This window comes from Pontimicrobium aquaticum (assembly GCF_005047595.1).
Lineage (GTDB): Bacteria > Bacteroidota > Bacteroidia > Flavobacteriales > Flavobacteriaceae > Pontimicrobium > Pontimicrobium aquaticum.
The window spans coordinates 222,378-246,826 of the sequence record NZ_SUPL01000004.1 but is presented as its reverse complement, the minus strand read 5'-3'; the positions used below and the strand labels follow the sequence as shown (position 1 = coordinate 246,826).

The window sequence follows — 24,449 nt, the reverse complement described above, 5'->3', positions numbered from 1 at the left end:
TTATATTTGTTCAAAATAAAAACAAACTATGACACTTATAAAATCTATATCAGGCATTAGAGGGACTATTGGAGGACAAGTAGGCGAGAATTTAACACCTATTGATGCGGTTAAATTTGCATCTGCTTATGGTATGTGGATCAAGCAACAACGTAATAAAAAAGACTACACAGTTGTGGTTGGACGTGATGCGAGAATTTCTGGTGAAATGATACAAAGTTTGGTAATGAACACGCTTGTTGGTATGGGAATTCATGTTGTAGATTTAGGCTTGTCAACCACGCCAACTGTTGAGGTTGCTGTGCCTATGGAACATGCAGATGGAGGCATTATATTAACAGCAAGTCATAACCCTAAGCAATGGAATGCACTTAAGTTATTAAATCATAAAGGTGAATTTTTAAATGACACTGATGGCAAAGAAATTTTAAGGTTAGCTGAGTCTGATACTATTGAATTTAGTGATGTAGATAGTTTAGGTAAAATTACGATTAACCAAGCCTATATCGATATGCACATTGATGAGGTATTGAATTTGCCGTTAGTCAACAAAAAGGCGATTGAAAAAGCCAAGTTTAAAGTTGTGGTAGATGGTGTGAACTCTACTGGAGGTATTGCAATTCCTTTATTGTTAGAGCGATTAGGTGTGCATGCTGTAAAATTATATTGTGACCCAACAGGACATTTCCCTCATAATCCAGAACCTTTAAAGGAGCACTTAACTGACTTATCTGAAAAAGTGGTTAAAGAACATGCTGATTTTGGTATTGTGGTGGATCCAGATGTTGATAGACTAGCCTTTGTTAGTGAGGATGGAGAAATGTTTGGTGAAGAATATACCTTGGTGGCTTGTACCGATTATGTGTTGAGTAATACACCAGGAAATACAGTAAGTAATATGAGTTCCACACGAGCCCTTCGTGATGTGACCGAGAAACATGGAGGTGTTTATGAAGCCAGTGCAGTAGGTGAGGTGAATGTCGTAGAATTAATGAAACAAAACAACGCCATTATTGGAGGCGAAGGCAATGGAGGTATTATTTACCCAGAATTGCATTATGGTCGAGATGCTTTAGTAGGTGTGGCACTATTTTTAAGCTTGTTGGCAGACAAAAAAATAAAAGTGAGCGAGTTACGCAGTACATATCCTTCGTATTTTATGAGTAAGAATAAAATACAATTAACACCAGGTTTAGATGTTGATGGTATTTTAAAAGAAATGGAAAAGTGCTATTCACATGAAAATATCACAACCATTGATGGTGTGAAAATTGATTTTCCAGATAATTGGGTGCATCTACGTAAAAGTAATACAGAGCCCATTATTAGAATTTATACCGAAGCCAAGTCGCAACAAGAAGCTGATGATTTAGCAATAAAAATTATGAGTGAGATTAAGGAGATTGCTGGTATAGATTAGTGTATTTAATTATTAAAATTATTAAATGAAAAAAAGTTTATTATTTTACTGTATATTTTTCGGAGTTTTATTATCAATAAAATCTTATTCCCAAAGCAATATACAGAATGATGTTCAATTTAAAATGATTGCGGAAGGGACTGACTCTCCTATTTCTGAATTGCAAATAGTTTGTTTTAATAAATACTTCAATAAGGATTATTTACCAGATGAATTCAGAGAAAAATATAATCTAAATGATAAATCATTGTACAAAAAGAAAATGCTGATTGAGATTTTTCACTCTGACAAAGAAAAAAATGGATTAGATAAAATTGAACTTATTGGAATAAAAGAGAGCGAGAGTACTCTTGAAATTAAATATAACACCATTAATTCAAATTTAAAAAATGATGATAAAGAATTATCACCATTTTTGATTGTTCAAATTCCAAAATCAAAAAAGGAAATAAAATTTATAGTTAACGGAGTTGAATTAGGAAAAACATCTGAGGCATATATTGATAATTAATAACAAGGTTTAACGTATTACTTATTTGACCAATATTTATAGAATTAGGGGATTCAAGAATTGGAAAGAATTTATTAATTAAAGTTTTGACTAACTGTGGATAGTTTGAAATCACTATTTATTGAAATTGTTCAGGAGCTTTATCCTTATGCTTCCAACGCTTATGTGTCCATAAGTAATATTCAGGCGCTGTTTTAATTTGTTTTTCTACTAGTTTATGGAACTTATCAGTTAATTCGTAGTCTTTAAAATCTTTTGGTGTTTTTGTAATTGTGCTAAAAGTTGCTTCGTAAAATCCTCGTTTTATCTTTTTTATAGCCATAAATACTATCGGTAAATCCAGTCGTTTAGCAAGCATTTCAGAACCTGTATAACAAGGCACTTTAACTCCCATAAACTCCGTCCAATGATAGGCTTTTTTTAGTTTTGGAGATTGGTCTGCTGCCATTCCACATAAAAAAAGTTTGTTATTTTTTTTAGATTCAATAAGTGTTGGAATGATGTCTTTTGTTGAAACTAAATAACTATTATGTTTACCTCTTACGCGTTTAACCAATCGGTCAAAATAAGGATTTCTTAATCGTTTATATACAGCGTAGCCTATAAAATCAATATGTTTTTGTAAGCTCATAGACCATTCCCAACTAGCATAATGTCCACACATAAGGACAACACTTTGTTTGGAAGTTTCATATTGTTTAAGCTCTTCAATATTAGTAATCTTAAAACGTCTCAATATTTCTTTTTCCGAAATGGTTAAAGACTTAATTGCCTCAAACATCATATCGCAAAAATGATGGTAGAATTTCTTTGAAACGTGATTTATTTCTTGCTCGCTTTTTTCTGGGAATACCAATTTAAGGTTGTCTTTTACTACTTTTTTTCTATATCCAATTAGATAGTATAATATAATATAAACTATATCAGACAACATATATAAAAGTCTAAATGGTAGTATGGAAATAATCCATAAAATGGGATATACTATAATGTAAGCAAGTAGTTGCAAAAGCTAATTTGTTTTGGCAAATATATGCTATATTTGGCTTTTTACGTTTACACGGTATGGGAAACATAGATTTAATTACAATTATTATTATAGGAGCTAATGTTTTGGTCTCTTTAAAGGGATTTAACGACTTTTCTTTTTTTGAAAAGTACAAGTTTAATATTGGAGGAGTTAGACGTGGTGAGCAAGTTAGAATGCTAAGCTCTGGATTTTTGCATGTTGATGAAATGCATTTGTTTTTTAACATGTTTACCTTGTATTTTTTTGCAAATCCTGTAATTGCTCATTTAGGCACTTTTAATTTTGTGCTGGTTTATTTTGGGAGTTTAGTATTTGGAAATTTGTTGTCACTTTACTTTCATAAAGAAGAGTACCATTATAGTGCAGTAGGAGCCAGTGGTGCTGTTACAGGTATATTGTATGCGGCTATTTTGTTAAACCCAAGTATGAAACTGTACATGTTTTTTATCCCAATCCCAATCCCAGCTTATTTATTTGGAATTGGTTATTTATTGTATTCCATTTACGGAATGAAGCGTCGTGTAGGTAATATTGGTCATGATGCTCATTTTGGTGGTGCCATAGGTGGTTACGTTATCACATTAATTTTAGCACCTTGGTTGTTTAAAGAACATTTAATAATGGTGGTTTTACTAGCTATTCCAATAGCTCTTTTATATGTTATGCGTAAAACAGGAAGAATATAAGAGGAAACCTAACCGACCCAACCCAACAAAAACAAGCAGATTGCCTAGTCCTTTGTCTTTGATTAGCTCATACTGATAGCTCTCGCAATGCCGATATATTTAATCTAACATTTTTGAAATTTGTTCTTCAAGGGCTTTACCTCGGAGTTTTTTTGCAACAATTTTACCATCTTCATCAAGTATAAATGATGCAGGAATAGAATGTACATCATATAGTCTAGCAACTGGGTCATTAAAATATTGTAAGCTGCCTACATGATGCCAATTTAGGTTATCATCTTCAATAGCTTTTTTCCAACGTTCTTTATGTCCGGGTCTATCTAAAGACACTCCAATAATTTCTAAGCCTTTGTCTTTATATTTTTCATAAACTCTAACAATGTTTGGGTTTTCTCTTCGACAAGGGCCACACCATGATGCCCAAAATTCTACGATGGTTGCCTTTCCTTTAATGTCGTTTAAAGAAATCATTTCACCATCAATAGAAGGTGCTGTAAAGTTAGGTGCAATTTTTCCAACGTTTAAATTAGCACTCGCTTCAATAATAGCAATTTCGCTTTGTATTTTAGCACCAATCGATTTATAGGCTGCATTTTTATTAATTACAGGTTGCAAAGCATTAAAGTTACTTTTTAACTTTTCAAGATTGATATCTGGATTTGTAATTTGAGTTTCAAGTAATAATAATGAAAAACCTGAGTCTGGGTTATTTGAAATAAAATCCATACCAAACGCATCAAGTTCAGTGGTTATTTTTCTGGCTCTAGCAATAATTTCGTTTCTTTCTTCTTGAGTAGTTGCGTTTTTATACTCCTCATTTAGACCATTAATAGCACTGCTTCGTTTTCTATATTCAGCTTTATACCCATTATAATCTTCGTTATTTTTTGAACCTGTTACTGGAGAATAATATAAACTATCTCTTTTGACGTTTATGTTAATCCTACCTGATTCTAAAACAAAAGGTAAACTACCTTTAATGCTGTTAATAGTAATAGTCTTTATAGAAGGGTTTGCCGTTTTACCTTTAAAAACAAATGCTTCATTCATTATAATGGCAGTGTCAATAGTAACTTGTCTATTATTTTCAACCGAATGGATATATGCTCTTAAGCCATTAACAACGCCTTTAGCTGTTCCTGCTATTTCGTATGTATTTTGAGGAAGAGGCTCTTGTTCGTTAGTTTTACAACTGTAATTTAATATTACTAAGACTAAAAGTAGGATTGTCTTTTTCATTTTCATTAAATTTTTATCAAATATACATTCTTTTTATGTTCTTGGATATTTATGTAGATGAGATGCGCTATAATTAGACAATATGTATAAAGTCCGTCGTCAATTTCCTATTTTTGTCTAAAATTTAAATTCGTGACTAATAACGATACCATAATTGCGTTGGCAACCCCTTCAGGTGCTGGAGCTATTGCTGTAATTAGAATTTCTGGTGACAATGCCATTACCATGTGTGATGCGCATTTTAAATCTGTAAAAAGCCAAAAGTCGCTTAGCAACCAAAGAACGCATACCATTCATTTAGGACATATTTTAAAAGATGGGAAAGAACTAGATGAGGTGCTGGTATCAGTTTTTAAAGATCCAAATTCTTATACAGGTGAAAATGTGGTGGAGATATCTTGTCATGGCAGCCCTTATATTCAACAAGAAATTATTCAGTTGTTTTTAAGGCATGGTTGTCGAATTGCAAATCCTGGAGAATTTACCTTGAGAGCATTTTTAAATGGTAAACTGGATTTAAGTCAAGCAGAAGCTGTAGCAGATTTAATTGCAAGTGATAATGAAGCATCACATCAAGTGGCTATACAGCAAATGCGTGGAGGATTTAGCAATGAAATTAAGGCGCTACGCGATGAACTAATGAATTTTGCCTCTTTAATTGAACTAGAACTTGATTTTGCCGAAGAAGATGTAGAGTTTGCTAATCGCGACCAGTTTAAAGATCTTATAGAGCGTATTACAAAAGTATTGAAGCATTTAATAGATTCGTTTGCTGTAGGTAATGTGATTAAAAATGGCATACCAGTAGCTATTGTTGGTGAGCCAAATGTAGGTAAATCAACCTTGCTTAATGCATTGCTTAACGAAGAAAAAGCGATTGTAAGTGATATTGCAGGCACCACCAGAGATGCCATAGAAGACGAATTAACTATTGGAGGTATTGGATTTCGGTTTATTGATACTGCTGGTATTAGAGACACGCAAGATGTGGTTGAAAGTATTGGTATTAAAAAAACCTTTGAGAAAATAGAACAATCGCAAGTAGTGATTTATTTGTTTGATGCTGAAACCAGTGTGTCTAATTTAGGAATTGTACTTGTTGAAATAGAAAAAATCAAAAACAAGCACCCACAAAAACCATTAATCATCATTGCCAATAAAATTGATAAATTGGATGATATCCAATTGGCAGAACTCACCAACAATATTCCTCAGGCTATTTTACTATCAGCTAAAACAGGGTTTGGAGTAGAGCAATTAACTGATAAATTGCTTAGTTTAATAAATACAGGAGCCTTGCGAAATAATGAAACTATTGTTACTAACTCTCGTCATTATGATGCGCTTTTAAAAGCACTGGAAGAAATACAAAAAGTGCAACAAGGGATGGATGCTAATTTATCAGGAGACTTACTCGCCATCGATATTCGTCAAGCTTTATATCATTTTGGTGAAATAACAGGCGAGATCACCAGTGATGATTTGCTAGGGAATATTTTTGCTAATTTTTGTATCGGAAAGTAACTAGCACAAACTACATCAATATAATAAACCGGAAATCCATTATAAAATAAATCAAGTTATTTGTTTTTTATAATACCTTCTCTTTGATTTTGCTATAAAAGGCATTAATGCAGAGCAGTACCAAACAAAAAAAATTGTATTTTTAAAGAACCAACCAGAATACTTTTAATTATGCGCAGCTTTGTTTGTTACTTCTTTACAATTTTTGCTATTTCCCTAACTTTTTCTCAAACCAATCCATCTCAATACCAAGAACTAAATTATAGGATGATTGGTCCATTCCGTGCAGGAAGGACAGTAGGTGCTGTGGGTGTTCCTACACAACCCAATGTGTTTTATATTGGAGTAAACAATGGAGGTGTATGGAAAACAGACGATTATGGTCGAACATGGAATCCTATTTTTGATGAAGCTCCAACAGGTTCTATTGGCGACTTGGCAGTATCACCTAGCAATCCAAATATTATCTATGTAGGAACTGGCGAAGGAATGCATAGACCTGATTTATCTGTTGGTGATGGCATGTTTAAATCTATCGATGGTGGGAAAAACTGGCAACATATTGGATTGGGAGACGTCCAACAAGTTGGTCGGGTTATTATACATCCAACCAATCCAGATATTGTTTTTGTAGCTGGAATGGGGCATCCTTATGGAGCCAATACAGAGCGTGGTGTTTTTAAATCGATAGATGGAGGGGAAACATGGAAAAAAGCGTTATATATAAATGCACAAACAGGAGCTATTCAAGTCGCACTTGACCCAAACAATTCGCAAATTGTATTTGCCACTCTGTGGGAACACCAAGAAGGTCCTTGGGAAAATGCCAAATTCTCAGGAACCAATAGTGGGTTATACAAATCAACTGATGGTGGGGAAACCTGGAAAAAAATAACCAAAGGTTTACCAGGAGCAAGTGATGGCTTGGGTAGGGTATGGGTAACAACTGCATTAAGCAATTCTCAACGAATGTATGCCATGGTTAGTGCTAGAAATAATTCAGGAATTTATAAAAGTGACGATGCAGGCGAAAGCTGGAATTTGATACATACTAACAGACGCCTTTTGGGACGAGACATACAAGTACATCCTAATAATGAAAACGTTGTGTTTATTGCTAATGTAGCTTCGTATCGATCTGATGATGGTGGGAAAACTTGGACGTCTATAAAAGGAGCGCCTGGAGGTGATGATTACCAGCGATTATGGATTAATCCATTACAACCCGACATTAGGTTGTTTTCCGCAGATCAAGGTGCTGTAATTACTGTAAATGGAGGAAAAACATGGAGCTCTTGGTATAACCAACCTACATCTCAGCTGTATCATGTTGCTACCGATAATCAATATCCATATTGGGTCTATGGAGGTCAACAAGAAAGTGGAGCCATTGCTGTAGCAAGTAGGAGTAATGGAGGTCAAATTTCCTTTAGGGAATTTATAGGTGTTGGCGCAGACGAATATGCCTATGTAGCACCTGATCCCAAAGATCCTAATATAATTTATGGAGGTCGCGTAACACGTTTTGATAAAAGAACAGGGCAAAATCAATTTGTGGGACCAGAAGTTCTACGTTCTGGTAAAGTGAGATTTCTTAGAACGATGCCGCTTATGTTTCATCCGTTGGATGATAATATGTTGCTCTTTGGTACAAATGTCGTTTGGAAAACCTTGGATGGAGGTCAAAACTGGCAGCAAATTAGTCCCGATTTAACGAAGAAGAATCCTGAAGTACCCAAAAGTGTAGGTAACTATACAACTGATGCCCATAAAAAGATGCCACAACGTGCTATTGTTTATGCTTTAGCACCATCTACAATCGATAAAAATATTATTTGGGCTGGTACCGACGATGGTTTAGTACATATCACCACCAATGGTGGTACCACTTGGAAAAATGTGACGCCTCCAACTTTGACATCTTGGGATAAAATTTCACAAATTGATGCTGGTCATTTTAATAAGGGTACTGCTTATATCGCGGTAAATGCTATCAGGAAAGATGATATGAAACCTCATGTCTATAAAACCCATGATTTTGGTGAAACGTGGACAAAAATTGTGTCTGGTATGAATCCTTCGGGACCTGTAAATACTGTTCGTGAAGATTATAAACAGGAAGGCTTGCTGTTTGCGGGAACCGAGCGTGAAGTCTATTTTTCAAATAATGATGGCGCTTCTTGGGAATCCTTACGACTAAATATGCCAGCGTCTTCGATTCGCGATTTGGTGATTCATCAAAATGATTTGGTTATTGGTACACATGGACGTTCTATTTGGATTTTGGATGATTTTAGCCCACTACGTGAATTGACAAAACTGCAATCACAAAATAATTATTTATTTCAACCAAGTGATGCCATACGTGTACGCCATAATGTGTTTACAGATACACCATTACCACCAGAAGAACCTACTGCACAAAATCCGCCTGATGGTGCATTAATTGATTATTATTTGGGAAAGGCTGTTAATAAAGTTCAGTTAAATATTCTCGATCAAAAAAATCAATTGGTTTCAACGTTTTCTAGCGATGATGTAGCCGAAGAAATAGATTCCACTACCATGCGCCACCCAACGTATTGGGCGCGTCCAGAACAAAAACTATCAACACAAGAAGGTCACCAACGCTTTGTATGGAACCTACGCTACCAATCTCCTAGAGGAGCTCAGAGAAGCTATGGTATTGCTGCAGTACAATACAATACACCAAGTGGACCTGTTGGGCCTTTTGTAGCACCTGGAACTTATAAAGTGCAATTAATTGTAAATGGTGCAACTACAGAACGTAGCATTACGGTAAAACTCGATCCTCGTTCACAAATAGGCTCAGAAGCAGTAGATTTACAAACCCAACTTTCTTTGCTTTGCTATGATAATTATAACAAATTGCAAACAATAAGAGAAAGTATTGATAACAAAATTGCTACACAAAGTCTAAACAAGAACTCGCAAGTAGCTTTAAATAATTTTAGAGGTAATGGTAAGCCAAGAAGCATCAGCTTTTTTTACGGAAGTATTCAAGCGAGTGATTTAGAAGATGAAACTTTGGTTGGACTTCAATCCAAACTGTTGTATCTCATAGAGGTACTTCAAAGTGCTGATACAATGCCAACTGTAAAAACAACTGAAGCAGTAAATGTATTAGATGCTCGTGTAAAGGAGTTATTAAATCGGTGGAAAAAGATAGCTAAATAAAAGCTAAAAATAAACAGATAGCTTCATTTCTTTCGCAATTACGTTAGTATTATTATTATTATTATTATTATATAGTTACTAACGCACAATTTCACGTCATTACAGGAGTGTAACGACGACGTAATCTTTTTAATAAAACAGCTACGATTATAGTAGGGTAGGGTATCCAAAGGATCAATCTACTCGTTGGCACGACTCTTATGGTGGAGGAGTTTACATAAATGTTATGGGTTACTTGGCAGGAAATATTGCCTACTTTGGTTCAGCTGATGGAGGAAGATTAGTAATAGGGCTTTCTGTTCCATTCTAATAAGAGTTTATTTTTTTACTTTACTGTTAGCGTTAGTCTCATAAACTTTATTGAAAAGCGAAAAATACTTATTTTTGATATTGATAACAGCAATAATGAAAATAAGAGAATTAACGTTATTTACTAATAGCTTAGAATTAGAAAAAGAATTCTATTCTAACTTACTTGGTTTCAATATAACTAAACAGTCTGCCAATAGCTTTAGCTTAAATATTGGCTGGAGTAAACTAACGTTCTTAAAATCACACGAAGTTTATAAATACCATTATTGCTTTTTAATACCTACAAATAAACTTGAAGAAGCATTAATATGGATGGAACACAGAACCACTGTTTTAGACATTGAAAGTGGTAGAAAAACACAGCGTTTCGAAACTTGGAATGCAGAGTCTTTTTACTTTTTTGATGCTAGTGGAAATATTGCGGAATTTATTGTGAGGCACGATTTAAATAACCAAACAAACAAACCGTTTAGTATTGATGATGTTATTTGTGTTAATGAAATTGGGTTACCAACAACATCAATTAAAGATACTAGTACCTTTTTAGATAAAGAATTAGGATCGTATTTTTGGAAAGGAGATACATTAAACTTTGGAACCAATGGGACACAAGAGGGTTTGTTTTTATTGCCTAATTACAAAACGCGAGGCAAATGGTTTCCAACAAATTTACGTGTAGAGCCATCTCCTTTTAAAGCGGTTATTGAATGTAATAGAGTTTTATATGATTTTGAATTTTTAAATGAAGATATAATAATCAAAAAGAAATAGTTTTAGGAACCTGTGGATAATAGTCAACAACATATGCAATTATTTATTAATCACATTAATAAAGATGTGACACTTGATGAGGTTGGTCTTAAAAAATTATCTTCAATTTTAGTATTTAAGGAATTAAATAAAAAAGAATTTTTAATAAAACCTGGAGAAGCTGCTAATACCATGAATTTTATTGTTCAAGGCTGTATGCGTAGTTATTATCTAGATAAAAATGCTCAAGAACACACCTTACAATTAGGTATTGAACAATGGTGGATAAATGATTTATATAGTTATTTAAGTAGGAAGAAATCCAGAATGTATGTACAAGCACTAGAAAAAACCTTGCTTATCCAAATACCAAGAATTGAATTGGAGAAGCTATACATTGAGGTTCCTGAAATGTCTCATTTCTTTCGTATAAAAATACAAAACGCTTATGTGGCTGTTCAAGAACGCGTCATTGACAGTATGAGTGATGATGCTTATGAACGTTATGAAAACTTCAGAAAAGCATATCGAGATATCGAACAACGAGTGCCGCAATACATCATTGCATCTTACCTTGGTGTGACTCCAGAATTTTTGAGTTATTTACGAAAAAAGCACTCCTAAATTCGCTTCTTAAGATACCTTAAGTTTTTTCTTTTAACCTCTATGTAGTTTTGACCCATACAATAACAAATGGGTTATGTTACGATTTATATACTTTTTATTTTATATCACATTTGGGCAATTAACATTAACTGCTCAAAGTGTTAGTTTCTCTCCAGAAATGGTGCTGGGAAATCGTTCTACAGGCTATCAACATGTTATTGGATATAAAATTAATAACAAGTGGTCTTTTAATAATGTATCACTGTTTGATAGCGAATACAGTAACGACAAAAACAATATTTTCTTCATCAGAAATATGTTGTCTTATAATCTCAACAAGCATTTTAAGGCCAATGTAGCATTAGGTGTAAAAAATCCTGGAGCATTTGCAACCTTAACATCTCAATATCAGTATGCTAAACAAAACTTTAAACTAAGTTATGCTATTGGTAGTACCTATCAAAACGGGTTTACACTAGAGCAGACTTTAATACTGAACTATACACCAATCTTAAGAAAAAAAATCCAAGGCTATATAAGCTTATTTGCTGTAGTAAGTACAAATTTAAAAGAACTCGATAGAGGTATTCAACAGCTACGCATTGGTGTGAAAAAAGAACAGCTTATTACTGGAGTAGCAATAAATCTAGACCAGTTTGCCAAAGCAGAAAAAACACTCGAAAACTTTGGAGTATTTATAAAATTCAACTTTTAAACAATATATTATGAACACAAAACAACACATTGGACTTTTTATTTTAAGAGTAAGCATTGCATTAACCATGTTAGTTTATGGGATTACCAAACTAATTTTTGGAATTGACTTTATTACTGGTTTACTTAACCAATATGGACTACCATCCTTTATAGCTTATGGAGTTTTTATTGGTGAAATTTTGGCACCTATCCTCATTATAATTGGATATAGAACTAAACTAGTAGGACTTGTATTTGCTATTAACTGTTTTGTAGCTATTTTAATGGTACAACTACCAAACCTTTTTAAACTTAATGAATCTGGTGGATGGGCAATTGGTTTAATATTCATCTACATGATGTTTGGCATTGCATTATTCTTTACAGGTGCTGGCAAGTATGCGCTGTCAACCAAAAACAAATGGGATTAATACCATAGCTATGAGACTATTTTTTCTATCAGTATTAGGATTAGCAGGAGGCGTTTTTTTAGCAGTTCAAGCTGGATTTAATTCTCAGTTAGGGAGTACTCTAAAACAGCCTATTCTTGCTGTGATTGCTAGTTCAATTAGTAGCGTAGTGTTTGGGTGCTTACTATTGTTATTAATAAGCAAAGAGAGCATTCAAAACATTACAACAACCCAAGTACCATGGTACTTATGGTTTATTGGCGGTTTGTTTAGTGTTGTAGGCATTGCCATATACTTCTATAATATACCAAAAATTGGAATCTCTAAAATGATTGCTCTCGGACTTTGTGGACAACTTGTGTTTTCATTAATTGCAGGAAAATATGGTTGGCTTAATCTACCTGTAGAGCCAATTACTACCAAAAAACTTGTTGGAGCTATTGCAATGGTGGCAGGTATTATATTGATTAATATTAAATAATAAAAAAATGACAACAATAGAATCAAATATTATAAACCTAACTTCATTATGGAAAAGTGCAACTAAGCCTTTTAACACTTATAACGAAGATAAAAATATTGGTTACTGTTTCGTGCCGAACTCACAATGGCCTAATAAAATATGGTTAAAAAAAGAACATGATATTACTATTTTAAATGAAATTAAATTGCTTCTAAAATCAGAATTAGATGGTCTTACCTTTTCTTATTTTGATATAGATGATAAAGAGGAAAACAAAATAGTTTTCGATTATCATGATTTTGACGAAGCCTCTATACAATTTGGAATGTCATTAAAGCTTTCTGAAAAAGTAAAGATCTCAAAACAATTAAAGTTTAAATTGGTTACTAACATTGAAGATTCTCAAAAATGGAGTCAAACATTTCACAAAGCCTTTGGTTATAAAGTTTCTGAAGAAACCATTAATAAAACTTATCATCATATAAACTACTATCTAATATATGATCAAGAAAACATTATAGGAACTGTTATTAGTCATCAAACAGCTTCAACCATTGGCATTCATAGTCTTGGTATATTACCCAATATGCGAGGTAATGGATATGCAACACAAATAATGCATCATCTTCTTAATAAAGGACTACAACAAGGATGTAATCTAGCTACTTTACAAGCATCCAAAATGGCTAAATCCATGTACGAAAAAATGGGCTTTACCACGGAATTTATAATGAGAAACTTTAAACTCAAAACACAATAAAAATGGAACTTATAGAAAATTTAAAATGGCGTTATGCCACAAAAAAATTTGATGCTTCAAAAAAAGTATCAGCTAATGATCTTCAAAAGTTAAAAGAAGTAGTACAATTATCGGTTTCGTCTTATGGATTACAATTGTACAAAGTTTTAATTATTGAAAATTCAGAGATTAGAGAGCAATTAAAACCTGTGTCTTGGAATCAAAGTCAAATTACGGATGCTTCTCATTTATTTGTTTTCTGTAATTATACAGAGGCTACTCCTGAAGCTATTGACGCTTTTATCGAACAAACAGCAGAAACTCGAAATCTTGACTTAGAAAGACTCAATGGGTATGGCAATTTTATAAAAGAAAAACTAAACGAAAAAACATCTGAAGAAAAAACAAGTTGGCTAAAATCGCAAACCTATTTAGCATTAGGTAATTTACTAAATGCATGCGCCGAATTAAAAATAGATGCGTGCCCTATGGAAGGTTTTGAACCTGAAGCCTATAATAAAATTCTAGGTCTTGATAAACAAGGACTTAATGCAGCTGTAATCGCACCAATAGGTTATAGACATGATGAAGACCACACTATTGAACAACAAAAAGTACGTAAGCCTATGGAGTTACTTTTTGATACAATTTAAATTTATTTGCATTTTTTATTTTAAAGGTTTGGGTAAGTCTCCAAACCTTTTTTAATTTAGTCTCGTTTTAACGTATTATCCTCCTTAATGGAAAACGAGATTGTAACATTAATATCCAGATACCTTGAACTTACTAGTGAAGAAACGTTTGCTTTTGCTGAATGTATTCCTATTAAGACATTTAAAAAGGGCGACATCCTTTTAAGAGAAGGACAAGTTTCAAGAGATTCTTATTTTGTTATTAAAGGGTGTATTAGAAAGTATTATATTATTGATGGTGAAGAACGTACCACAGAGTTTTATGTTGAAGACGAATCTGTAGCTTCATTACAAAGCTACAAAAACAGGACACCAGCCAACCACTATTTTGAATGTGTGGAAGATTGCAGGCTTGCGGTTTTAAACTATGACAAAGAACAGGAGTTATTTAAACGCGTTCCAAAATATGAAGCTTTGTGCAGGATGTCTATGGAAAATGATTTTGGAGAACAGCAAGAAGCCTTAGCAAAATTTATAACGTCTAGCCCTGAAGAACGTTATAAAAACCTTTTAGAAACCAGACCTGATTTACTACAAAGAGTTCCACAGTATCATTTGGCAAGTTATTTGGGTGTTAAACCTGAATCTTTAAGTAGAATAAGAAAACGTATTGCAGACAAGTAGTAGTTTCTTACCAATCTCTAATCTTTCCTTGATGCCAGAACTTCCCACTTTTAACATCAGTATCTAATAAATTTAAAATATCTGCAGCTACATCTTTAGGTAATCGAGGTGCAATTTTTCCTCCCATATCGGTCTGTGTCCAACCAGGATCTAGAGACGATACGGTAATATGCTTTTCCTCTAATCGTTTTGCTAATAATTTTGTGTACATGTTTAAGGCCGCTTTAGACATTTTGTAATGTGGTTGAAAGGCATCAAAGTTTTGTTCACTAAAGGAGCCCCAATCAGATGTTATATTAATAATATGTGCATAAGGATTTAATCTTGGAAGGAGTTTTTCGGTGAGTTCAATAGTGCCAAAAACATTGATATTGAATGTCTTTTTCAATTGTTCCATATTGATTTCTGAAGCATCCCATTTTTCTAGTAATACCCCTGCATTGTTTATTAAAAAATCAAGCTTTACATCACCTAAATTTTCAACGAAATTGTCAATAGAATTACTACTAGATAAATCGAGTTTTAAGCATTTAAAATTAGAATTATCTAATGGATTATTTCCTGAGGTGGAGGAGCCAATTACCTTAAAACTTGGCTGCTTTGTCAACAACTCAACCGTTGCCAAACCAATACCTCTACTGCTTCCTGTGACTATTCCATGTTTCATAAGCTTTTTGTATTAATTTTTTTATAATTTCCTTGAGTTATCACATTATACCACCAACCATTCTTTTCTAAAATAGGTGATACGCCTAATATCTCTCCACTTGAAGATACCTTAAATTTTAAATAATCATTGGAAGTTGGTCCTTTAAAATCGAATGTATTCTTATTGATGGGTTTCAGTTCAAAATAAAATGCGCCTTCCTGTCTTGCAAATAGTTTCCCATCTTCAAGAACAATTTCAATTATAGTCGTATCTGTTAATTTGTAAACCCCAACATAAGCCATCAATTCGGCATGTGTTAATTTATAACTTTTGCTAAAATCTACTTCCAGTAATTCTTCTATTTGGTATTTTAAATAAGGCTTAAAATTAGGATAAGCCTCTAAACCCATAACGATATCATTCAGTTTAGTATCCAACGACATCTCGTTTGCAGGTAATCCTTTTTTATATAATTGGGCAACACGTTTAGCAAATTCGATATAAACCTTTTTATTTGTGATAAGTTGATCTTTATTACCAAAATAGAAACGAGGGTTTTTTGATGTGTTTCCTGAGACAATAATGGTATGTTCATCGCTCAATGAAATCGCCTTATCTATTCCTATCACAACACCTTCTAATCCGTTTGGACCTGTATAGGTTAGCCAATTGGTTTTAAAACCATCGCTCATAAACAACACATTGCTTTTTTCTAAATGAACATCAATGTGATCAAGGGTATGTGATGGTGTATGGTATGCAGTAACCACCTCATCTCCTATAGGAATAGATATAGAATCTTTAAAAAGGATGTCGTGATATGCTGTTGAATACTTCATATTGTAATGCGATACTATAGTGGCACCTTTATCTGCAAAATAGGTATTGGCATGATGGTTATATGGATCTGAATCACTATTAATAACGTATGTTATTGGCAAGTCTGTAATTTTCTGGATTTCCTGTTCTAGAGATGATGCACTATTCATCATCATAGAATTAATAAGTAACATTTGGTCATTACCTATAACCACACCTAGATTTCCATTGGCATTACCTTCCCATAGTTCCGTTAAAATATAGACGTTCTCATTTACTTTTTTGACATCATATTTAGCTTGTGCAAAAAGTGGTATAGTTAAAAGAAACACAGAGTATGTCTTTATAATAGTTAAATTTATATTAGGTATGAGTTTCATTATTTTTTATGTTATATGCCATTTTACCATTGATTTATTATGTATTTCAGCTCCTAATTTTTTATAAAAACGAATCGCTTTTTCGTTATTACTTTCAACTTCCCATTTTATGAGTTCAATATTGTTTGAAGTACAAATGTCTTTTGCATACTGCAGCAATTTTAGTCCTATATTGTTTCCTCTAAATTGTTTGCATACAAACACGTCATCAATAGCCATATATTTACTTCCATTCCAAATAGAATAGTTCCATGTATAAGTAACATAACCTATTAAAACACTTTTGTGTTCTGCTACGATAGCTTCGAATTTTGGAGGCTTAACATTTGAAAAACCTGAATCAGTTATTTGATTTAAATCTGTTTTAAGGTATTGTAGTTGACCTTCATATTTAGCAAGTTCCTTAATTAAACCGAACAACGCTTTTGCATCTTTCTGGCTTGCTTTTCTTATGGTTATCATTTTACAGGTACGTATTCTACCAATATTCTTTAATCATAAAAATCTTTCCATTCTTAAATTCAAAAAGAGCCATTTGCGCATCACCTTTAACCGTTTTACCGTCTTCCTTTTTAATAAAGCGTTTGCTTACTGTAATGGCATTTAAGCCATAAATACTATTCTCGATTTTTATATCAATAACACTTCCGTCGTAACCACCATTACTTTGATTGCGCTTGTAGCCATTGTAAAGATCTTCTCTTGTATAAACACCACCATATTTTGGGTGCACATAAGTGAAATCGTCTGTAAATAGGGCAAAGATATTGTCAATGTCTTCTATGGTTGAGTTTTGTTGAAATACTTTTAGGTTAAGTTTATAATATTGGTTTAGTGCATGGTTTAGCGAATCTTTATGAGTATTTAAATTGTTTTCCTGTGCTTGAATTATATTAAGGCTACTAAATAATAGCGCTATTAGGACGATAGATTTTAGTTTCATGTTTTTTCGTTAATTATTTTTTGTTACTGTTTAAGGTTTTTCAAAGCATTTTTGTATTGTTCAGCCTCACTACTGTTTTGAGACATAGCCAATGCATATGATTTGTTATATGCCTTAATGGCATTATCCAAATCATTATGTTTTTCATAGGACATTCCTAAATAGTAATATGCCAAATGAGATTGTGGATATAATGTTGTCCAATACTCATAAAGTTCAATGGCTTCTGAGGTCTTATTAGTCCCTAATAATCGTCTGCCTATGTTTTTTAAACAGCTCATACTATATAATCGGTCTGCATTTGGATAAACCTGAAAACCATATACCTTTGACAAATTATTGTAAAACTTTACTATGTTTTCTTTTGCTGTGCCATTTTCTTCAATCAAATTCAAATAATCCACTATCCATTTTTCTTTTGGAAAGATAAAATTGAAAGCGGAAATCAATCCAGGAAGAACCACATCGGTATGTCCCTCTCCTTCAATAAGCTCAGCTTTTGCATACATACCAGATGAATGATGTTTTGATAATTTAGCATTGAAATCTTTAATGTTTGTATGTATGTAAGGCTGACCTTCTGCATCTTTGCTTCCAGATACAATGTAAAGGTATTGTTGTGTTGGCTGTTGAACATTGTACAACTTTTCCAAAGCTTCTATAAGTCGTTCATCTTTAGCATAACCATCTCCAATTATATTTCCAGCGGCTAAACAAATATAGGCTTGGAATAAATTGGGTTTGACCAATGCTGTATAAAGCGAGAATACCGATGATGGTGAAAACCCAACTAGCATCCTAAACTTAGCAACCCTAAATTGTTCCTCTATTAAGGGCAACAATTCATACTCAATAAAATTTAAAAGCTCTTCTTGATGGTCTCCATAATTATATAGACGGTCTCGATGGTTATTATATAGATTAGGAGCGTAATAGTTACGGTGCTTGCTTCCTGCACTTAGAGTAACCACAATAGATTCAGGCATACGTGATGAGCTACTTAAATGATTTGCGATTGCCGTTGTAGTATGGAACAACAAACCTTGATCTAATGTTAAGATTAAAGGATATCTTTTTGCAGATTGCTCATAATTTTTAGGTAATGCAATAGAAACTGTTCGGGTTTCTTGTAGATACTTCGAGTCAACATCAAAATGTTCTATCTTGTTTTGTGCATAAAACTGATTTGATATAACAAGAGCCAATAACATAAAGTATTTCATATTTTTCTTTTCTTTAATAATTCCAAGTATTAGTTTTTATGACATAAAGTTTTTATAACTGTTATCAAATTCATGGCTTTCATTCATTTTGATTTTTTAACATTTTACAAGCAAATTTATAGGCTTATAAAATGAATTTCATTGACTTTAGTTAAGAACTAATCTTTTGAAAAATTGAATATTGCTTTTAGTACTGTTATAATTTACTTTAAACAGTCTATTATAAAATGTGATATGATGGTTTTTATTTAATTGTTATTTGAAATTTATTGACCTTGGTATGAATGTCCTTTTTTAAACGTTCATCATTAATCTCACCGTTATTGAAATTATCATAAAAAGAAGGCAATGAAAACCTATCTGTAATATTAGCTCCCATAAATGGAAAGTAGGCACTTGCAGATTGTAATACAGTTGTACCACCTCTTTCTCCTGGTGAGGCCGCCATTAAAAGCATAGGTTTCTCTCTCCATATTTTCATATTTACACGAGATAACCAGTCTATAGTATTTTTAAATACCGCTGCATAAGACCCATTATGTTCTGCCAAAGATACTATAAATCCATCGGCAGTATCAAATAACTCGTTTAGTCTTTTTATTGCAGTTGGAATACCATTTTCTACTTCAAAATCGGCTCCATAAATTGGCAATACATAATCATTTAAATCAATTGAAATAATGTCTGCTTTTTCTAATAAATTAGTGGTATAGCTTATTAAACTTTTGTTGATAGATTTTTGACTATTGCTCCCTGCTATTGTGATTATTTTTCTCATGATTATTGCTTTTTAGAGATTAAATTATCTATTGACCATTTTCCACTACCATTTACTAATATGGTTATGGCAAGACCGATAATTAGAAGCGAATATTCGTAGCCTTCACCAGCCTGATTACCAAACCAATTCATAAAAAAACCATGTTCTAACTGCGTGGTATAAATAATGCCCATAAACATTCCTGTAAGTGACAATGCCCAAAACCTACTAAAGAATCCTAGAATTAATGAAATAGAGCCAAAAAACTCAATCATTATTATTGAAAATGCTATAATACTAGGTAAGCTCATTTGCGTTGTAAATGATTCCATGGTTGCCGTATAACCATAGCCTCCAAATAGTCCTAGTAATTTTTGTGCACCATGCGGAAATATTACTAAACCAAGTGTTAATCGTGCAATGCTAAATCCAATATTTGGATGTGTCGCTAAAAGTGTTTTTACTAAATTTTTCATACTATTTAAGATTTAAAATTGTTTATAAGGTGTTTCGGTAATACACACCGAAAGATGTTTGTTCTATAGGGTTAGGGCCATACTGGTCAAAATCTAAACCAATGCCCAATTGATGACCATTGAATGATACTCCTGTACGCAATTGCTGAAAACTCCTTGAATGCGTTTTAAACTCGTCCCAAACCGTTAAAAACTGTCCGTTTATCCAAAGAGATACCTTGTTGTTGATGGGTGTGTTGATTTGAAACTGTGCAACGACTTCGGCATAACTAGCATTTTTTTGTTCAGAATGGGCTACGGTAGGAATAATGACAAATAGTAACCGTGGACTTTTTAGTGTGAACGTTGCTGACAAACGCTCAGAATATCCAGAAAAACTGTTGTAATATAAAGATGGCCCAATGGCAATATGCTTATTAAGGTTCCAGAGTAAAGTTGGTTGTACACCTGCTTCGTCAAAGACTTGGTTTTGTTCATCCCTAAATTTTTGAAAGAAAGCAAGGGTGTTGATGCTAAGAGCTTTACTCTTATTAATTGTATAACTAGAGTATAATGTGAAATCTGTTTTATCAAAACCAGAAAACAGTTCTACTTGTGTAAATTGCGCTTGCAAATAGTTGACAAACCCAATTGTTAAAAACGATGTGAAGAGTATTGTTTTTTTCATGCTTCAAAATTCCGATAGGAACACATGAAAAAAAATGAACTAGTTTAAGACTTTTACATTCTATTGACTTTAGAGATAATTTTGCTCATAAACTCTGGCGTAATGCCAATATAACCTGCTAAGTCTTTTTGGGTAATTCTATTGACAATATGTGGATATTTCTTTTTGAACTCGATATATCTTTCTTCTGCCGTTAAGGATATACCATAGTTAGAACGCCTAATGTAGCTTATAAGCGATTTTTGATATAATATGCGATAAAACCGTTCAAATTTTGGTATTTCTTGAAACAGTAAATCATAATTAGCCCTAGAGATACCTAATAACTCTGAGTCTTCAATAGCTTTAATAAAATAACGTGATGGTTGTTTGGTTATAAAACTTGCCATGTCACCTGTCCAATAATCTTCAACCGCAAACATAGAAATATGTGGTGCACCATCTACATCTAAAGTATATACTTTTAAGCATCCTTTGGTAATGAAGTACTCAAACCTCGTAATGTCTCCTGCCTGCATTAAAAATGCTTTCTTCTTTACTTTTATTTCTGTAAGCAAAGAAATATACTTCTGTTTTTCAAGCTCGGTTAAATCAATAAACCTACTTACATTATCGATAATGAGTTTATGAGAGTACTCCAATTTCAAGGTGATGTTTATACTTTCTTTAAAGTTAAGTATTTCCCACTTGTTATTAAAAAACTTTACTCATTTTCTCATTTCTATTAATAGACCCAATTAATATAGGTTTAGATCTATAGAGCCAAAAACTGTGGACAGTAGTATTGAATTATAAGCATCTCTTTTCAGACCAAGTTTTAGATATAGCAAGCAAATATAACTTGCTTAGTTTAGTCCCATATTTGTGAAAGTTATATCAAGTTTATAGAATATTTTCATACTCCTTTATTTAGATAAACATTCGGATTATGTTTCTCCATGTAAGATTCAGGGTTAAGCAACTGATTAAATCCAAATTTTTTATAAAGCCATTCAGCAGTATCTGTTAATAAAATCCAACGTCTTAATCCTTGAAGATTAGGATGTTCAATTATTTCATTTATCAGCCATTTACTTAATCCATTCCCTCTGTATTCTTTTAGAACGAAAACATCTCCTAGATATGCAATAGTTGAATAGTCTGAAATTATTCGAGCATATCCTATTTGTTTACCTTTGTAGTAAAGTCCAAAATTAAGAGAGTTTTCAATAGATACTTTCAATGTATCTAGTGGTATTCCTTTACTCCAGTCGGTTTCATTTGAAAGAAATTCATGGATACCAGAAATATCCAATTTATTTTTATCTGTTGAAATGGTGTATTCACTTTTATGAGATTCTCTAATTTCCATATCTTGTTATTATTTTAAAGTTTTCAAAGTCTTTTTGTATAGTTCAAAACTACTGCTGTTTTAAGATATAGCCAATAAATATGTTTATTTAGCTTAGTCCCATATTTGCGGACGTTCAACACCAATTGTTCTTAAATAGTCCAGTAATTGTCCTGTATGGACAGATTCGTGATAGGCAATTCGGTTTAGGTAGTCTCCCAGTGTTTTACTTTGATTGACTTCTTTTCGCTCTATCCTTATAGTTTCTAAATCGGTGTCTTTTAGTTGGCTTATCATCTCTAAAAAATCTGCTCGGTATGTTTCAGAAAACTTTAGTTCGCTTTCTACATCTAAATATGGTAATTCATTCCAAGGTGATTGGTAATCCCCTAGATTGCCTCTATTCTCGATTATTTTATGAAAAAGGTGTTCGCCTTCCAAAACGTGCCTAATCATTTCAATAATAGAAAAGGCATCTTCATCCGGTTTCCAATTAAGATATTCACTAGGGATCCCACGCCATAACTTTATGCTACGTCTTCTAATTTCAGAAAAGTTTAATAGTATGATTTCTTTTGAGTTCATTGTTAGTCTTTATGTTATTAATTTCATGTGTAAAATTGGATAAGGCTTCCCAGTAGCATCTAATTTAGATCGCCCAATGATTTCAAAGCCACAATGTTTGTAAAATCCAACAGCTTGTTCATTCTGTTCATTCACATCAACTTTGGTTATATTTAAATGGTTGACAGCATAATCCAATAAGGATTTACCGATGCTTTTGCCTCTATGCTTTGGGTGAATAAATAGCATTTCTAAATTTCCATCAGATACACCTACAAAACCTAGTATTTTAAGATTTTTGTCTCTACAACATCTTAATTCAACAGCGTCTAGATAGGTACTTAGAATTAAAGGTTTAAAATAAGCAATATCTTCTTCTTTTAAAAAATGATGCGTTGCTCTTACAGAAGCTTCCCATACATTTACAACGTCTTTATATTCAAATTTATCTATATAATCTATTTTGTGATTCATTTATTTAATTTTCTAAAGCATTCATTGCATCCCTTTTTCTGCTTAAAAGCCTTTCAGAATCTGGATGTTTTTTTAACAAAAGATCATATAGCTCAATCGCCTCTTTGTAGCGGTTGTTTTTTTCATAAAATGCAGCAAAGTTAGATATGGCATAGTCTCTATTATCATTCATTAAGCCTTGGATTAACTCTTGTTTGTTCAATGCATTTAAAAGTGTTTCAAAGTGATAAAAATTGTCTGCTCTCATGGCACTTCTAACAATGGTAAACTTAGACCACAAAGAGAGCTCTGGAGAAAACCCATGTCTCTTCGCTCTTTCTTTGGTATATTGATACGCATAGTCTAAACCTCCTGCGTTGATAAACTTTTTAAGATTATTGGGTTGTAGTTCTTGATAGTATTTAAAATAATTTCTAAGCCCATGATATAAGGTTGGGTAACCTGTTGAACGGTGTTGCTCTATATCTAGTTTTAAGTGGTGCCATTGCAATTTATTTATATTCTTTTGAGATAATAAAGAATCTAATTTAACAGCACTGTGTTTTACATCATACTCGTCTGGGCTTACAGAAAAGTAGAGGTTTGTTGGTAATGTTGAAACATCGTATAACTTGTCTATGGCATCCATGATAGGGAAGGCACTTGCCATAATATGGGCATCGAATAATGTTGGGTGAGATAGCATTGTGTTAAACACCAAGCTCGCACCATATTCCCACCCAAAAAATAAGGTTTCATCATTGGTTCTAAAGGTATTGTCAATATAGGGTCTAAGCTCAGTACGTATAAACTCAATAAAGCTTTCCTTTCCGTCTCCTAATTGCTGAAATCGTTTAGGGTAATCGGTATTAATTCCAACAATAATAAATTCGGGTGTTAATTGAAACTGCTTAAAAGACTGACTTAAACTTACAGCGTACAAAAAAAAGCGTTGACCATCCAATACATAGAGTACAGGGTACGTTTCTTTTGAATCTTTATAATTTGGAGGAAGGTAGATTTGTATTTTTCTATCTTCGTTTAGTACCTCCGATTTAATAACGTGGTTGGTGCCTACAGTATTATTTGTTACGTTATTTTGAGCATTGGTATAAAGCATAAAAAAGCAGCTGATTATGCTAATAAGGATAGTTTTTTTCATTGTGAATTTGTTATATGTTTTTATTAGGGAGAGTCCAATTCTTTTTATCTAATGCCATATAAATTCCTGATGATTCAGCTATTTTGTAAGCATTATTTATAATATGTTCTATTGATTTAGTAT

The 24,449-nt window shown here is 32.9% G+C and carries 28 protein-coding genes; 13 read left to right on the top strand and 15 right to left on the bottom strand.

Going from position 1 to position 24,449, the window contains the following annotated elements; all coding sequences use genetic code 11:
• Positions 1–28: 28 nt before the first annotated feature.
• Entirely contained in the window at positions 29–1,420 is a 1,392-nt protein-coding gene (gene glmM, locus E5167_RS09005; protein WP_136843235.1) for a phosphoglucosamine mutase, read from the top strand.
• A gap of 25 nt (positions 1,421–1,445) precedes the next feature.
• Positions 1,446–1,931, top strand: coding sequence for a hypothetical protein (locus E5167_RS09000; protein ID WP_136843233.1), 486 nt, complete (start codon positions 1,446–1,448; stop codon positions 1,929–1,931).
• A gap of 118 nt (positions 1,932–2,049) precedes the next feature.
• On the opposite strand, the gene E5167_RS08995 is transcribed toward E5167_RS09000, so the two are convergent.
• Positions 2,050–2,940 carry a lysophospholipid acyltransferase family protein gene (locus E5167_RS08995; protein WP_136843231.1) on the bottom strand — a complete coding sequence of 297 codons (891 nt, stop codon included), beginning with the start codon at positions 2,938–2,940 and terminating at the stop codon, positions 2,050–2,052.
• 56 nt (positions 2,941–2,996) lie between these two features.
• On the opposite strand from E5167_RS08995, the gene E5167_RS08990 reads away from it, so the two are divergent.
• Positions 2,997–3,647, top strand: a complete 651-nt coding sequence (locus tag E5167_RS08990; RefSeq protein WP_136843229.1) for a rhomboid family intramembrane serine protease — start codon at positions 2,997–2,999, stop codon at positions 3,645–3,647.
• A 99-nt stretch (positions 3,648–3,746) separates the two neighbouring features.
• On the opposite strand, the gene E5167_RS08985 is transcribed toward E5167_RS08990, so the two are convergent.
• Positions 3,747–4,886 (bottom strand): TlpA disulfide reductase family protein, encoded by a 1,140-nt coding sequence (locus E5167_RS08985; protein WP_169301406.1) that lies wholly within the window; start codon positions 4,884–4,886, stop codon positions 3,747–3,749.
• Positions 4,887–5,018: 132 nt separating this feature from the next.
• On the opposite strand from E5167_RS08985, the gene mnmE reads away from it, so the two are divergent.
• From mnmE to E5167_RS08935, 10 genes are all read left to right on the top strand, one after another.
• On the top strand, positions 5,019–6,410 hold the full coding sequence (gene mnmE, locus E5167_RS08980) for a tRNA uridine-5-carboxymethylaminomethyl(34) synthesis GTPase MnmE (RefSeq protein ID WP_136843225.1): 1,392 nt from the start codon (positions 5,019–5,021) through the stop codon (positions 6,408–6,410).
• A 171-nt stretch (positions 6,411–6,581) separates the two neighbouring features.
• On the top strand, positions 6,582–9,608 hold the full coding sequence (locus tag E5167_RS08975) for a WD40/YVTN/BNR-like repeat-containing protein (protein ID WP_239021969.1): 3,027 nt from the start codon (positions 6,582–6,584) through the stop codon (positions 9,606–9,608).
• A gap of 405 nt (positions 9,609–10,013) precedes the next feature.
• The gene (locus E5167_RS08970) at positions 10,014–10,691 is read left to right on the top strand and encodes a VOC family protein (RefSeq protein WP_136843223.1); all 678 of its coding nucleotides are present in this window, start codon (positions 10,014–10,016) and stop codon (positions 10,689–10,691) included.
• Between the two features lie 33 nt (positions 10,692–10,724).
• Positions 10,725–11,294, top strand: coding sequence for a Crp/Fnr family transcriptional regulator (locus tag E5167_RS08965; RefSeq protein WP_239021968.1), 570 nt, complete (start codon positions 10,725–10,727; stop codon positions 11,292–11,294).
• 76 nt (positions 11,295–11,370) lie between these two features.
• The gene (locus E5167_RS08960) at positions 11,371–11,991 is read left to right on the top strand and encodes a hypothetical protein (RefSeq protein ID WP_136843219.1); all 621 of its coding nucleotides are present in this window, start codon (positions 11,371–11,373) and stop codon (positions 11,989–11,991) included.
• A gap of 10 nt (positions 11,992–12,001) precedes the next feature.
• A complete protein-coding gene (locus tag E5167_RS08955; protein WP_136843217.1) occupies positions 12,002–12,403 on the top strand; it encodes a DoxX family protein in 402 nt (133 codons plus the stop codon).
• 10 nt (positions 12,404–12,413) lie between these two features.
• A complete protein-coding gene (locus E5167_RS08950; protein ID WP_136843215.1) occupies positions 12,414–12,863 on the top strand; it encodes a DMT family transporter in 450 nt (149 codons plus the stop codon).
• A 7-nt stretch (positions 12,864–12,870) separates the two neighbouring features.
• Positions 12,871–13,605, top strand: a complete 735-nt coding sequence (locus E5167_RS08945; protein ID WP_136843213.1) for a GNAT family N-acetyltransferase — start codon at positions 12,871–12,873, stop codon at positions 13,603–13,605.
• 2 nt (positions 13,606–13,607) lie between these two features.
• Positions 13,608–14,237 carry an NAD(P)H-dependent oxidoreductase gene (locus E5167_RS08940; protein WP_136843211.1) on the top strand — a complete coding sequence of 210 codons (630 nt, stop codon included), beginning with the start codon at positions 13,608–13,610 and terminating at the stop codon, positions 14,235–14,237.
• 87 nt (positions 14,238–14,324) lie between these two features.
• Positions 14,325–14,900, top strand: a complete 576-nt coding sequence (locus tag E5167_RS08935; protein ID WP_136843209.1) for a Crp/Fnr family transcriptional regulator — start codon at positions 14,325–14,327, stop codon at positions 14,898–14,900.
• Between the two features lie 7 nt (positions 14,901–14,907).
• Here the strand turns inward: E5167_RS08935 and E5167_RS08930 are convergent, their stop codons facing one another.
• From E5167_RS08930 to E5167_RS08870, 13 genes are all read right to left on the bottom strand, one after another.
• Positions 14,908–15,567 (bottom strand): SDR family NAD(P)-dependent oxidoreductase, encoded by a 660-nt coding sequence (locus E5167_RS08930; protein ID WP_136843207.1) that lies wholly within the window; start codon positions 15,565–15,567, stop codon positions 14,908–14,910.
• Entirely contained in the window at positions 15,564–16,748 is a 1,185-nt protein-coding gene (locus tag E5167_RS08925) for a DUF3471 domain-containing protein (protein WP_136843205.1), read from the bottom strand. Before E5167_RS08925 ends, E5167_RS08930 begins: the two co-directional genes overlap by 4 nt.
• Before the next feature lie 6 nt (positions 16,749–16,754).
• The gene (locus E5167_RS08920) at positions 16,755–17,210 is read right to left on the bottom strand and encodes a GNAT family N-acetyltransferase (protein WP_136843203.1); all 456 of its coding nucleotides are present in this window, start codon (positions 17,208–17,210) and stop codon (positions 16,755–16,757) included.
• Positions 17,211–17,226: 16 nt separating this feature from the next.
• A complete protein-coding gene (locus E5167_RS08915) occupies positions 17,227–17,691 on the bottom strand; it encodes a nuclear transport factor 2 family protein (protein ID WP_136843201.1) in 465 nt (154 codons plus the stop codon).
• Between the two features lie 23 nt (positions 17,692–17,714).
• A complete protein-coding gene (locus E5167_RS08910) occupies positions 17,715–18,914 on the bottom strand; it encodes an alpha/beta hydrolase-fold protein (RefSeq protein WP_136843199.1) in 1,200 nt (399 codons plus the stop codon).
• A gap of 244 nt (positions 18,915–19,158) precedes the next feature.
• Positions 19,159–19,692 carry an NADPH-dependent FMN reductase gene (locus E5167_RS08905; protein WP_136843197.1) on the bottom strand — a complete coding sequence of 178 codons (534 nt, stop codon included), beginning with the start codon at positions 19,690–19,692 and terminating at the stop codon, positions 19,159–19,161.
• Between the two features lie 2 nt (positions 19,693–19,694).
• On the bottom strand, positions 19,695–20,150 hold the full coding sequence (locus tag E5167_RS08900; RefSeq protein WP_136843195.1) for a DoxX family protein: 456 nt from the start codon (positions 20,148–20,150) through the stop codon (positions 19,695–19,697).
• Between the two features lie 22 nt (positions 20,151–20,172).
• Positions 20,173–20,817: a hypothetical protein gene (locus tag E5167_RS08895; protein WP_136843193.1), complete on the bottom strand. Its 645-nt coding sequence runs from the start codon at positions 20,815–20,817 to the stop codon at positions 20,173–20,175.
• Positions 20,818–20,870: 53 nt separating this feature from the next.
• Complete coding sequence (locus tag E5167_RS08890; protein WP_239021967.1) at positions 20,871–21,458, bottom strand: Crp/Fnr family transcriptional regulator; 588 nt, start codon at positions 21,456–21,458, stop codon at positions 20,871–20,873.
• A 254-nt stretch (positions 21,459–21,712) separates the two neighbouring features.
• The gene (locus tag E5167_RS08885) at positions 21,713–22,168 is read right to left on the bottom strand and encodes a GNAT family N-acetyltransferase (protein ID WP_136843189.1); all 456 of its coding nucleotides are present in this window, start codon (positions 22,166–22,168) and stop codon (positions 21,713–21,715) included.
• Between the two features lie 93 nt (positions 22,169–22,261).
• Positions 22,262–22,732: a DinB family protein gene (locus tag E5167_RS08880; protein ID WP_136843186.1), complete on the bottom strand. Its 471-nt coding sequence runs from the start codon at positions 22,730–22,732 to the stop codon at positions 22,262–22,264.
• A gap of 9 nt (positions 22,733–22,741) precedes the next feature.
• Positions 22,742–23,185, bottom strand: coding sequence for a GNAT family N-acetyltransferase (locus E5167_RS08875; RefSeq protein WP_136843184.1), 444 nt, complete (start codon positions 23,183–23,185; stop codon positions 22,742–22,744).
• A gap of 4 nt (positions 23,186–23,189) precedes the next feature.
• On the bottom strand, positions 23,190–24,326 hold the full coding sequence (locus E5167_RS08870; RefSeq protein WP_136843182.1) for an alpha/beta hydrolase-fold protein: 1,137 nt from the start codon (positions 24,324–24,326) through the stop codon (positions 23,190–23,192).
• Between the last annotated feature and the right edge of the window lie 123 nt (positions 24,327–24,449).